This window comes from Nostoc sp. (assembly GCF_036916735.1).
Lineage (GTDB): Bacteria > Cyanobacteriota > Cyanobacteriia > Cyanobacteriales > Nostocaceae > Nostoc.
In genome coordinates this window covers 1-13,178 of sequence record NZ_JBALFV010000124.1, presented here as the reverse complement: position 1 = coordinate 13,178, position 13,178 = coordinate 1, and the positions used below count along the sequence as shown (strand labels likewise).

The following is a 13,178-nucleotide window of genomic DNA, read 5'->3' as shown; positions in this document are numbered from 1 at the left end:
CAGATGTAATTCTGTTTACCACGACGATGCCCGTTCTTACGGACATGATTAGATGCACAATTAGGACAGTTCATCCCTTAATTATGCAACGCCATTTAGGGATTTTTCAATATATAGACTAAATTAAATTTGTAATAAACTTGGAAATTCATAAGAAAAAACTATACTAAATTTAATTATACCTCTTAAGCGCATATTTACGTATCAAAATAGGCAAGTTGAGTGTCTAGTATTTCACTTTACTATGTAATTAAAAATGTATAATATACTACAAAAAACCACATATTTTATAGGAATATATTGTGATTGTAATGTTTAGATGAACAAATCAAAAATTAATTATGAAGGAAGTATGAATTTTGTTAGGCAGCGTCTGAAATTTATAGCTTAAAACAGTAAACTAGGACACAACAGCAAATAATTCTAATATTAACGATTAAGTCAAAAGTATACTAAAAAAGCAATTCCATCTCCATGTGTTAACTTCCAACGATGACACGAGGCTATAAAAAGTTAGGAGTCATCTTATCTGAATTATTGAATATTCGGAATGGTCTAGATAATCTATGGATTTTTTTCTTGGACACAGGAGTTATTGATGGTGACAAGAGTGCTTCTACCTACTAAAAAAGTACTGGATTTTCCTATTACTGCTTTACGCTTTGACGAGCAAGTACAAACAATGCTGAAGTGGGCAAGGAGGCGTGAAAGTAAAACTGTATATGTAGCTAATGTACACATGCTCATTGAAGCTCATTGGAATCCAGAGTTTGCTAACGTATTACGAAATGCAGACATAGTTACTCCTGATGGTATGCCTCTAGTATGGATGATGCGAAAGATGGGAGTGCTTTATCAAGACCGTGTGGCAGGAATGGATATTTTCCTTACATTGTGTCAGCTAACTCAAACACAAAATCTTAGTATTTTCTTTGTAGGTTCGCAAACAGAAGTTCTTTCTCGGATGCGAAAAAGGTTAGAGCGGGAATTTCCACAGATGAATATTGCGGCGATGGAACCTTTACCCTTTCGTCCCCTAACTGAAACTGAAGACGAAGCTTTGGTTCAAAAGATTAACTCTAGTGGTGCTAGCGCCGTATTAGTATCTCTGGGATGTCCTAAGCAAGAAAATTGGATAGCTCAACATAAGGGTAAGATACAAGCTGTAATGATTGGACTGGGTGGAGTTTTCCCAGTTTATGCAGGAATTCACAAGCGGGCACCTCGTGTAGTTCGAGACTTAGGGCTTGAATGGCTCTATCGATGGATACAAGAACCACGCCGACTTTGCGGTCGCTATGCTAAAACTATTCCACTATTTATATGGCTAGCTACGAAGCAACTACTATCATCAAGTCGTATTGCAGCAGTCTTCCTGCACGAGACTGGGGATTAAGCAAAAGCAAAGGGAATATGTATTCACTAGAACACAACATTAATGAGACACATATAAACTCAGTAACCAAAAAAATCAAAAATTTTATATTGTCTTAACAACTGATTAGCAAACTTATATACCACTCAAAACGATAAAGTATAAATAACAGGGACTTTTATATGAAAATTCAATAGGGTGGCTCATCAGGAATTTTTATGCTAATAGTTTCTTGAATTGCTGCGAATTTACAAGAAGATTGTGGTAAACTCTTCTATGAAGAATTACTGAAGCTCAAAAATATTTTCTTCACGGTAATTGTTACTTTACGTAGTTTTTATGTTATTTTCGGAGTAAAAATTTTTGATTATAACTAAAACCTAAATAAAATAAGGTGTAAATGATTGGCGTGAAAAGAAATAATCCAGATGCTCATAGCTAGCAATATCAAAGCTATACACTCTAGGTTCTTTCATCGGTAAACTATATAATGGAATCACCTAAAGATTCATCAAACTTACGGCAAAAAGCTGTTAAAAGTGTAATTTGGACTATTCTGGAAAGTTGGGGACGCCAAGCAGTCTCTTTAGTTGTTTTCTTTATTCTAGCTCGCTTACTTAATCCAGAAACGTTTGGTTTAATTGCGCTAGCATCTATATTTATTGAATTTGTCCAAATTTTTGTTGATCAAGGATTCTCTGTAGCAATTATCCAACGTCAAGAGATAGATTCCGAGCATTTAAATACTGCATTCTGGACAACTTTAGGAATCAGTATACTTTTAACTGTATTAAGTATTGCTGGTGCTGGATTAACAGCTGATTTCTTTAAACAGCCGCAGTTAGTACCAATCATTCAATGCTTATCTATAAGCTTTATATTTAATGGATTAAGCAGCGTACAGCAAGCAGTTCTTGAACGTCAGTTTGCCTTTAAAAGTTTAGCAATCCGCTCACTATTAGCAGTGATAATCGGTGGAATAGTTGGCATTTGGATGGCTTTTTTAGGCTTTGGCGTTTGGAGTCTCGTAGGTCAACAACTATCAGGTAGTTTTATACAGGTTTTAGTCTTGTGGCGAGTTAGCAATTGGCGACCAGGATTTCAATTTTCTAACATACATGTTAAAGAACTTTTTAACTTTGGAATTAATATATCTGCGTTTAATATAATTAACTTTTTCAATCGCCGAGCCGATGACTTACTAATTGGCTACTATCTAGGACTGGTTGCATTAGGTTATTACTCAGTTGCCTATAAATTGCTGCTAGTAATGATGCAGGTTTTAATTAGTACTACAACTAAAGTTGCACTACCAATATTTTCTAGGTTACAGGCAGAACCAGAACGATTACTAAGCGCTTTTTATACTGCTACTCAATTCACAAGTCTTATTGCTTTCCCAATATTTCTTTGTGTACCAGTATTAGCAACTGAATTTATAAAAGTATTCTTTGGTGAGCAGTGGATTCAGAGCATTCCAGTATTGCAAGTACTATCTCTTATTGGTCCTGTTCATCTCATTTTCTTTTATAACAATTCTGTCATTCTGGCGCTGGGAAAACCTTCGTGGAGGCTATGGATACAAGTGATAAATACAGTGACTAATATCATTGGTTTTGCTCTAGTAGTCAGATTAGGTATTATAGCTGTTGCATCTGCTTATGTAATTCGTGGTTACCTCATATTACCTATTTCGTTATTAGCTATAAATAAACTTGTTAAGATAAATTTAAATAACTATCTGCGTTTATACATAGTACCTTTAGTAGCTTCTGGAGCAATGGTTGTAACTATCTTAACTATTAAATATTTCTTAGGAAAGTTTTTTGTATCATGGATGTTACTAGCTATTTCAGGGATATTTGGTATCTCGATTTATATTTTTACTCTCTCAGTAATATCGCCCAAGCTTTTCAGAAGGCTACTTGAATTAGGAGAAAGTTTTAATATTAAAATCAAAACAAAAGTGTAACTTTGTTATGTATAAATCATAGCGAATTGCAGTATGTCTTTATAATTAATTTTATATATTTAAAAATATGATACTTCAACTAAAAAAATATATTTAAATCTCATAAAACTAATTAGTCAAAACTTTGGCTATAAAATTAAGGCGAAATTTATAGTTTACAAAAGGAAGCAAAGATGAAAATCGGAATTTTAACTTTTCACCATGTAGACAATTACGGAGCAACACTCCAGGCTTGTGCTCTTTGGAGTTTTCTTAAGAGTCAAAGCTATGATGTTGAAATAATAGACTATCGACCTCTTAAAATAGCATGGATATATTTCAGAGCTTTACTTCCGATCAAAAGGGTAAAGTCTAGCAATAGTGAAAGTAAGAAAATTCGGATTAATGAAAAATCTTTGATTTATATTTCAAGAAACTGGAAAATGAGACGCTTCCTGCTTTCTCATGTTAAGTTAAGCCAGAAAAAGTTTTATGATAAAAAAGGTCTTAAATATTATCATGATAAGTATGATGTAGTAATATGTGGCAGTGACCAAATATGGTGTATAGATTCCTTTAGAGGATATAATTCTTCTTTCTTTTTAGACTTTGTTAGCAATAAAACTACTCGTAAGATAAGTTATGCAGCAAGTTTTGGTAATACAACTAAATTAGGGACTTCTCAACAAGAAATATGCACATTGATTAATCAGTTTCAAACAATTTTAGTTCGTGATTCTAATAGTCGAGAAATTATTGCTAATGAATGCAATAAAAAAGCGATAAAAGTTTTAGATCCTACTTTCCTAATTAAGTATGATGCATTGAAAAGACCTCCAAAAATAAAAAATAAATATCTTCTATTGTATATTCAAGCTGAGATTCAAGCCGAGGAAGAAGAGTTTATCAAATTCCTGGCACAAGAACAAAATCTAACTATAGTTTCAGTCGGTAGATCCGAACGTTTAGCACAAATAAATTTAGAAAGTGCTAGTCCGAAAGAATGGATTGGATTACATAGTGAAGCATTTTATATTGTGACTAATACTTATCATGGTACTGTCTTTTCTATGATTTTTAATAAACCTTTTACAGTATTTCTTCCTAACGATAAATCGAACAAGGTAAGAGATTTGCTTAATGACTTTGGTTTAACAAACCGGATATTTTCGGATAAATTAAAATCTCAATTATTCAACAAGGAAATCTTTAATATTGACTATGAATCAGTATCTAATATTATAGAATCAAAAATTATGGAATCAAAAAAGTATTTAATTGAAGCTATTTTACAAGGATAAATCAATAGTAAAAATCAAGTAATATTAGATTAAATTCAGAAATAAAGAACAATGAATACTGAAATAAATCGGATCTTTCATAGTTGTGCCGTGTTTGCAAAATGATAAGCAAACTGTTTATCTTTATGAAAAATATAAAAGGAGTAGAAAGAGTTAAGATGTCTAATTTAAAGATTGAGTCTTTAACATCAAACAGTCTTTCGCACTATAGAACACGACATTACTTTGAGCGAGTAGGAGAGATCAATAGTGTAGATGACCTTCAGGACTACTGTAATTGGGCCAAAGAAAACAAAGTAAAGGTTTATATAATTGGAAATGGCTCTAACACGCTGTTTGTTAAAAAAAATATCCAATCATTGATACTGAAAAATAAACTACCTAAGTACATAAATACTTTACCTGATAATAGACTTGAAGTATCTTCTTCTACTTCAGTAATGGAAGTATTAAAGTATTGTTATCAAAACTCTATGAATTCTTTCTATTATCTTGCATCTGTACCAGCAACTATTGGTGGTGCATTAGCAATGAACGCTGGCAGAGGAAGACAACATGGATGTACAATATACGACTTTGTTGAAAGTGTAACCTTCTTTGAGGATGGATGTATAAAAACACTTGAAAATAGTCAAATTGTACGAGATTATCGAGAAACTATGTTTACTGGCATACACTCAAGACTGATATTGAGTGCAATTTTCAAGTTTGAACCAACAAAATTCATCGAAAATCCTCTAACTTCAAGGCAAATTTGGGCAAAGGAACATCAAGATAATACAGCACCTAACTGTGGCTCGGTATTCAAAGCTGCTAACTATGCAATACTAGAAAAACTCAAAGGTTTATCTATAGGTAAAGCTATGTTTTCAGCTAAAACTAGTAACTGGATACTCGCTAAATCACAAAATAGCTATTCAATAATTATGCTGATTAAAATAGCTAAAATTTTGCATTTTATAACTAGACAAAAAATTGCTCTCGAACTAATTACAATTGATTAATTACTTCCTGCAAAAAATACTAAATAATGCCTAAAGTTTGAGTTTTTTGCGAAAATAGTTACAAATATAAGATAGCGTATTTCAAGTTAATGAAGTACACGGTTAAGGGCACAACATTGTTCATTCATCCAAGATGACTATTAATACCGTTCGGTTAAGGAATTTTTTGGTTGAGGCAGGCAGAGGGCAGTTTGGCAAGAAAAGCTGTTTTTGAGAAAAAATTACTGAATAATAACCCTCTTTCCTCAAGAACCTCTCCCGCCTCCCCTGCTCCCTCCACTATTGATTATTTTTTTAGTATTATAAGGATATACTCTGATTACCTTGACAAATTTATTCATACTCCAACAGAAAAGATTATTTAGATGCGAAAGCATACAGGTATTATCCTTGTCGAACTTTCTGCCTTTGCCTGTTTGCGTAAACTTAACTTTAACAGCAAGAATTCAAACCAATCAATCTTCTGCTATAAAAATCCCTTGTCTGAAATTAACTATAAAAGTACTTGACAACAACCTAGGTCTAACTGCTATATTAACTAGAGTAAAGTCGTTGGGGCGTAGCCAAGTGGTAAGGCAGCGGGTTTTGGTCCCGCCATCCCTAGGTTCGAATCCTAGCGCCCCAGTAAATCAAAATACAGGCATAAAAGCCTGTATTTTAAGGTGTTTAATTGCATTTTAAGATGCATTGAAATGCATCTAAGTCTGTAAATATCACTTGTCAGGCGATTTTAGAGCTTCATCCAGAGTTTGCCGAGCCTGTTTTGCTTTAGATCGCGCTTCTTGGTAACGCACATTAGCTTGGGCAAAATTTTTGAGAACTTTAAAACCTTCCTTGAGTCGAGTAATTTCCTCTTCTGTCACCAATTCGTCGGAGAACAGAATATCAACCGTTTTGCGAATTTCCAGTGCTTCAGTTCGTGATTCTTGAACTTTCAGCTTGAGTGTAGCCAGGTTACTTAAAACCTGGACAGCTTGTGTAATGCTATCCTCACCGCTAGCAGTATCAATAGTTGACTCTTTAACCTCAATTAATTGTTGAGGTCCAAATCCTTCTTCTAGTTCCGTGGATAGCTTTCCTGCATCCATCAGTTCCATCAGCTGATCCATCGCTTTATCACGAGCTTTTGCTGAATCTTTTCCAGAAACAGTAAGAATAATTTCTGGACTTTGAGCGAGAGTATATTGAACCATATTTGAGCAGAAAATTTGCTGGTTAACCAAGCTGAGGCAAATAATTATAACATACTGCGTGTCCGTTTATTTATTAATAAATATACTTTGGTGTTGGTTTGCCAAATTAATGTAATTTCTATACTTAATAATTTCATGCTTGATTCCTGCCCCTACCAAGTCGCTTCAAATAAAACTTTATACTTAAGAAAAGGGAATTAAGTTTCAACAGGAGGGGAGAGCAATGGCTCCTAGTCCCACCATCATGCAAGCTGTGGAAAAACTGGGTTACCGTGTCACTGTTGGTGATGTGGCAACCCAAGCAGGATTGAACATCGCTGAAGCTAATCAAAGCTTATTAGCCCTAGCATCTGATGCTGGGGGACATTTGCAAGTAGCGGATTCAGGTGATATAGTTTACCTTTTTCCACAAAATTTTCGAGCAATTTTGCGTAATAAATACTTCCGATTACGATTGCAGGAATGGTGGAAAAAGGTCTGGAGTGTTTTGTTTTACCTGATTCGCATTTCTTTCGGAATTTTCTTAACTATTTCCATCGTTCTGATAACTGTTACCATCTACATTATCATTACCTCTACTAATTCAGACCGTAACGGGGACAATCGGGGCAGTAATTACGGCGGTGGAGGTTTCTTCTATTTTCCAAATTTATTTTGGTCTCTTAGCCCAAATTATGATGCCCACTATCAGGAACGGCGACGTGAAAGGCAAGAAGAAAGCAATCTGAATTTCTTTGAAGCTGTGTTTTCGTTTTTATTTGGCGATGGTAATCCTAACGCCAACTTAGAAGAACGTCGGTGGCAAGAAATTGCTACGGTGATTCGGAATAACCGTGGTGTAGTGGTAGCGGAACAAATTGCCCCATATTTGGATGACATTGGCCAAGGATATACAAGAGAGTACGAAGATTATATGCTGCCCGTTCTGACGCGATTTAATGGGCAACCGGGGGTAAGTCCAGAAGGCCAAATTGCTTATTACTTCCCAGAGTTGCAGGTGAGTGCAGTTAAAAAGCGCCGTTATGCAATATCAGATCACTTGGAGGAATTTCTCTGGCGTTTTAGTGCTGCAAGTTCAGGACAAATTATGCTCAGTACTGGGTTGGGTGTACTAAATTTTGTTGGTGCTTTAGTACTGGGAAGTTTGTTGAAAGATGGTACTGTTGCTGCCCAATTAGGTGGACTGATAGCTTTTGTGCAAGGAATTTATTGGCTGCTATTGGCTTATGGAGCAGGTTTTTTAGGTATACCGTTATTGCGTTATTTCTGGATTCGGTGGCGTAATCGCAAAATAGGCGATCGCAACCGCGATCGCCTTTCCAGAGCAAGGATATTGGCAAGTCCTGATGCAGCTTTGCAACAAAAAATCGACTATGCCCAACAATTTGCAGCAGAAAAAGTCATTAGCAAGGAAGATTTAGTGTATTCTAGCGAAACTGACTTACTCGACCAAGAAGTTGAGCGTTCCGCAAAAATTGACACTGAATGGCAAAAACGCTTGGAACGGGGGAGTGGGGAATAGAGTCAAGAGTTGAGAGTAAGGAGTGAATAATTAAGATTTATTTAAACTCCTAACTCCTAACTTTCTCCTTACTTTGCCTGAATTGGTGTTAAGGCTACACCTTGATAATAATGCCCTAAAATTTGCAAGTGGTTTACTCCCTGCCGGGCCAGATTGTACGCCCCCCACTGACTCATACCCAAAGCATGACCGAAGCCAAGCCCTTGAAGTACAAAACTACCATCCGCTCCCTTAGTAACGCTAAAGCGGGTACTTTTTAACTTGAGGGCTGTCCGCACTACCTCGCCTTGTAACACCTTTGTGCCCCTGTTGCCGACAATTTTCAAAACTTTAACACTGCCAAAAGGTGAGTATGTTTCGGGAATCATCGCTGTGACAGTGCCAACTTCAGGGAATTTAGCGCTAATCTCACTAGGAGAGAAAGTTTTTATCCAATTACACTCGCGGATATTTTGATCGTAGTCTTGAACAGCACGTAGATAGGGTTCGCTGCTTCCCCAAACGTCTTCAACGTTTTCGGTATGCCCCCCAGAACAAGCGTGGAAAACTGATAGAATAATCTGGTTTTTGTAAGTTAGTACCTGTCCTGCTGTTTCATCAACTGCTTTGTAAGTAGCAGGAGCTTCACTGATAACGCCTTTGTAAATTTGCCAGCGATCGGGGGTATTGCCTAAATCGTAAACGGGATTACTTCGTTGTTTTTCTCGCTCGTAGAGGGCGTAGGTGCGAGCTGCGATCGCCTGGGCTTTTAAAGCTTCTTGGGGCCAGCTAGCATCCATTTCGCCACCGAGAACGCTGTAGAGATACTCTTGATCATCAACCCAGTTAACAGCCGTTAAGCCTTTATCTGTGGGAACAACCAGAGTTCTACCTCGATACCAGCGATCGCCAATATAAACGAATCCTTTACCTGTTGGCTCAATCCAAAATAAACCAGACTGCCACTTATCTAAAGCAACTCCGCCAGGAATAGCTTGAGCATAATATGCACTCATCGCTGGCAACTGTCCGAGAGTCCGGCCAGTACTATCCTTGACGATCCCAGTAGTGGAACTGCCCACTTTTACCTGATTAACGCCTCTCTCAATTGCCACGCGCAGAATTACAGACGCTTGAGCTGGGGCAACCAAAGCAATCCACAAGAGGACACTCACCCACCAATAACGTACTTTAACATGGGAAAATAAAAAGCCTAAGTAAAGTTGGAATTTCATGCTGATCATCTAATCACATTAGTATCTAATTGACACCCCAAATTATGGCGTCTACTACTTTAAGATGAGACAGTTCTCCAACGCAGGAGGTTGCCACCTCCTACTAATTATGCATTTTGCTTTAGCTCTCAGGTAGCACAAGCTCATAATACCAGCCAAAAAACCTATGTTAATCAATTTTGGATTTTGAAGAAAAATAGATTCGTCAGAATTCAGGAGCAAAGCCGAAGACTCGGAAAGCTCCAGTCAGAATCATGAGCAACAACTTACCCCCTACTCGATCGAATATACCCTCTACGGCAAAACCCAAGTTCAAACTCAACGCCCTGGCGATCAAGACTGGGAATGGGCGAAGAAACTATTCCGTTGTACTGAATTTGTCTACCACGAAACGCGATCATACTTAGCCCGCACCCACCTAAATATCGACCAGTACGCAATGGCGTTTTATCGCAACGTCATCAACAATCTCATTTAGAAGTTACTCCAACCCCATCGGTGAGAGATTAAGACAATCTTACTTTTGTCAATTATAAATTATGCTGAAAATTTGAAAAATTTGAGGTATTAACTTAACTCTTGTACTGAACTGATGGGTCAACAATGAATCTTGCCTATCAAGATGACGCGTAGGCATCGCCTGCTCAAAAATTCTGTTGATAACCCCGATTTCAGTAATATTTTAAGTACTATTGCTTATTGACAAATGGTATACGACCTTAACCTCTCATGAATGCTCCAACCCCATCTTGAAATTGTTCTGAATATGAATACACGCGGGGTATCGTCCAAAAGAGGACGCGGGGAAATCAGTCCCCCGTGTCTTCTTCAGTCTACGATGCCAATACATTTTTAGAATTGCTCACTTCATTAGCGATAATTCCAATTAAATTTAACTTACTCAAAATTTCTGTTGCTTGAGTCAGTTCAGTTTGGGTCACTTTCCCCATGCGCTCTACCATTACGATTCCATTACAAAAAGCTGCCACAATTCTGGCATCAACTGTACCTAAAATAGGTGGAGCATCTATCAGTACTAGGTCATAACTTTGCTCAAACAACTCAATTAGTTCTTTCATCCGTTGAGAACTGAGCAACTTTACCGTGTCTTCTGCTTCAGGCCCAGCAGTCAAAATATCAATATAGGGGTGAATAGGCTGGATATAATCTTGAAAATGAGTTGTCGTCTCATCAACCAATAACAGAGATAGTCCCCAGTCATTGGATAGTTCCAGGATTTTGTGCAGGCTAGGATTATGTAAATTAGCATCAATAACTAATACCCGTCGATGCATTCGGGTAGCGCTAGCTACAAGCCCTAATACTAAAGTTGTCTTCCCTTCCCCTGGTAGTGTTGAAGTCAACATCAACGACTTGAAAGGTAAGGGATATTTTAATATTTGAATATTTTGGTAGATCATGTCCAGGGTTTCATGGACAGGTAATCTAATACTGGCTTCTATTATCGAAGAATCTGAGCTTCGCTGCCCATTCCAAGGCAGGGTCAGCCGCCGCTTTTTGATACTATACGACGGTAGTTTTGGTACCGACCCCAGAACACGTAGGTTCGTCAGTTTCTTTAAATCTCCGACACAATAAATAGCGTCATTAAACTTTTCCAAAATTAAAGCTGCTAAGATACCTAGAATCGGGCCAATTACCACCCCTCCAACCATAAATAATAATCTGTTACTCCCCATATAAGTACCCAGAGCAGGTTCTGCTAAAACTTGCCAGGTATATCCTTCCCGAGCAATTTTCAACCCCAAAGACTGTTGCGCTTGGAGTAATTGTTCAAGGGTTTTACGACTAGTTTCTACCTTTGGCAATAGACGATTATACTCTGCTATTAAGCTTGGGTATTTGTTTAATTCAGAGCGAAGTCGCTGTTCTGACTCGGCTAGATTTTTTTCATTAGCAGTTAATCCTAAGACAGTTGTCTGTACCAAAATTAACTCGTCTAATAGCTTTGGCTCAACCCCTACGATTTGCTCTTTGAAGTGCGTTTCTCCATTACTGCTACTAGTAATAGCTTTCACCTCTTCTTGTAATAGCAACAGTTGACTTTGGCGTTGCTGCTTTAGTTTCTGTACCGATGGGTAATCGTCTGTATAGCGCAGCCGTTCCTTAGCCAAAACTAGTTCAGTTTTTTGAATTTCACTCAATAGTGTTTGATAACGAATTGACTGATTTAAACGAGAAGAAAATAGTGCATTTTGCTGAGACGAGGACGCTATTTGTTGCTCTAGATTATCGTAGCGAGCATTTACATCTTCAAGTTTGGCACGAGTACTTTGTAGCTGTTTTTGAATATCAGCTAGAGATTCTAGCAGGATTTTACTTTGGACTTCGGGATCAAGTATTTTATGTTTATTGCGAAACTGTTCCAAATTTTTCTCATCTTTACTCACCTCTTTTTTTATTTCAGGTAGGCGAGCATTTACAAAAGCCAGCCCTTGATTTAGACGTTCTTTTCGTTGCTCTTTATTGTAGTTTTGATAGACTTTTTGTAAAGCTTGAAGTACTTTTTGTGTTTTAACTGGATCGTCATCACTGAAGGAAACTTTAAATACTTGATTAAAAACTTTATTAGCTCCTATACCTCCCTTTTCTGGAGTTACTTCTAGAGGTGCTTTTTTGTTCTGTTCTGTTCGACCATTGATATACTCTAAGGTAATATCAGGATAATCAGAATAAAGTAAATCTACCGCTTTCTGAAGCAACTTAGAACTCAGCATGAGTTTCATCTGAATAGTGGAATCAACAACTTGAGAATTGCGATTGGTAACGTTGGTGTCTTCTGTTGGTGGAATATTATTTGACTGTGCGCCTTCAGATAAATTGGAATTCACCAATATCTGCATATTGCTCTGGTAAATAGGTTTGGCAATCAAAGCTAGGAGGCTAGCAGCTGAAATAACTACAAAGGAAATCCCCAAGATCAGCAGACGTCGGCGAAGCAAAATAGTAGATAGTTGTCTGATGTCAACTGCGCGTTGTGCTGAAGTAGTAATCTTTTGCTCTTGATTCAGACTAGTCTTAGCCACTATCAAACTCCTCTAATATCGAAACATTATATTTATTTGGAAGATTTATAATAAATGTTAAATTTTTTTACACCTGTAGCCGCAATAGCATACTTAACTATTCTTCCAACAATGACAAGCTCATTTGGCACAATATTATGCCAACTGGCGCTTTCATGTTCATCAATTCATGCATATAAATTCTTAATCAGTGTTGGAAGAATAAATTTTTAATAAATATTTTATTTAAAGAGGAAAACTTTTGACGAAAAATTAATTATTCTTTCTATGTATTTAGGTATAAAATTTTCTAATTGACAATATTAATATACTGCTAAAGTTATTTGAATAACTTGTAATATAAGAAAAACATTAAGAATAATATCTAAGCCATAGTATTTGTAGATTATTAATACACTTAGTGAACCGTAAATTATTCAGTAACTAATTAACTTACTGCTCAAACTAAATTGCTATCCATTTGCTGAACGTTATGAGTTATCCCTCTTTTGTTACTTTGGGGAAAGAAAAAACGGTAATGTTATTCAACTAGCAATAGGAAAACTGATTGGACTCGCCCGAAAATTATTCA

9 protein-coding genes and 1 tRNA gene are annotated in these 13,178 nt (G+C 36.7%); 6 read left to right on the top strand and 4 right to left on the bottom strand.

What is annotated here, in order from left to right:
- The coding region (locus tag V7L20_RS32950) for a transposase-like zinc-binding domain-containing protein (protein ID WP_442943554.1) at positions 1-74 on the bottom strand (74 nt) is incomplete at its 3' end.
- 524 nt (positions 75-598) lie between these two features.
- On the opposite strand from V7L20_RS32950, the gene V7L20_RS31360 reads away from it, so the two are divergent.
- The 5 genes from V7L20_RS31360 (at position 599) to V7L20_RS31340 (ending at position 6,256) form a co-directional block, all read left to right on the top strand.
- Positions 599-1,396, top strand: coding sequence for a WecB/TagA/CpsF family glycosyltransferase (locus V7L20_RS31360; protein ID WP_334747826.1), 798 nt, complete (start codon positions 599-601; stop codon positions 1,394-1,396).
- A 469-nt stretch (positions 1,397-1,865) separates the two neighbouring features.
- Positions 1,866-3,347: a lipopolysaccharide biosynthesis protein gene (locus tag V7L20_RS31355; RefSeq protein ID WP_334747825.1), complete on the top strand. Its 1,482-nt coding sequence runs from the start codon at positions 1,866-1,868 to the stop codon at positions 3,345-3,347.
- A 173-nt stretch (positions 3,348-3,520) separates the two neighbouring features.
- Positions 3,521-4,627, top strand: coding sequence for a polysaccharide pyruvyl transferase family protein (locus V7L20_RS31350; protein ID WP_334747824.1), 1,107 nt, complete (start codon positions 3,521-3,523; stop codon positions 4,625-4,627).
- A gap of 125 nt (positions 4,628-4,752) precedes the next feature.
- Complete coding sequence (locus V7L20_RS31345) at positions 4,753-5,631, top strand: FAD-binding protein (protein ID WP_334747823.1); 879 nt, start codon at positions 4,753-4,755, stop codon at positions 5,629-5,631.
- Positions 5,632-6,184: 553 nt separating this feature from the next.
- Positions 6,185-6,256: transfer RNA gene (locus tag V7L20_RS31340), tRNA-Gln, on the top strand.
- 88 nt (positions 6,257-6,344) lie between these two features.
- Here V7L20_RS31340 and V7L20_RS31335 read toward each other — a convergent pair.
- A complete protein-coding gene (locus V7L20_RS31335; RefSeq protein ID WP_334747822.1) occupies positions 6,345-6,824 on the bottom strand; it encodes a hypothetical protein in 480 nt (159 codons plus the stop codon).
- Between the two features lie 223 nt (positions 6,825-7,047).
- On the opposite strand from V7L20_RS31335, the gene V7L20_RS31330 reads away from it, so the two are divergent.
- Positions 7,048-8,346: a hypothetical protein gene (locus V7L20_RS31330; RefSeq protein ID WP_334747821.1), complete on the top strand. Its 1,299-nt coding sequence runs from the start codon at positions 7,048-7,050 to the stop codon at positions 8,344-8,346.
- A gap of 68 nt (positions 8,347-8,414) precedes the next feature.
- Here V7L20_RS31330 and V7L20_RS31325 read toward each other — a convergent pair whose 3' ends face one another.
- Both V7L20_RS31325 and V7L20_RS31320 read right to left on the bottom strand, forming a co-directional pair.
- Complete coding sequence (locus V7L20_RS31325) at positions 8,415-9,560, bottom strand: SpoIID/LytB domain-containing protein (protein ID WP_334747820.1); 1,146 nt, start codon at positions 9,558-9,560, stop codon at positions 8,415-8,417.
- Between the two features lie 833 nt (positions 9,561-10,393).
- The gene (locus tag V7L20_RS31320) at positions 10,394-12,607 is read right to left on the bottom strand and encodes a GumC family protein (protein WP_334747819.1); all 2,214 of its coding nucleotides are present in this window, start codon (positions 12,605-12,607) and stop codon (positions 10,394-10,396) included.
- Positions 12,608-13,178 lie beyond the last annotated feature (571 nt).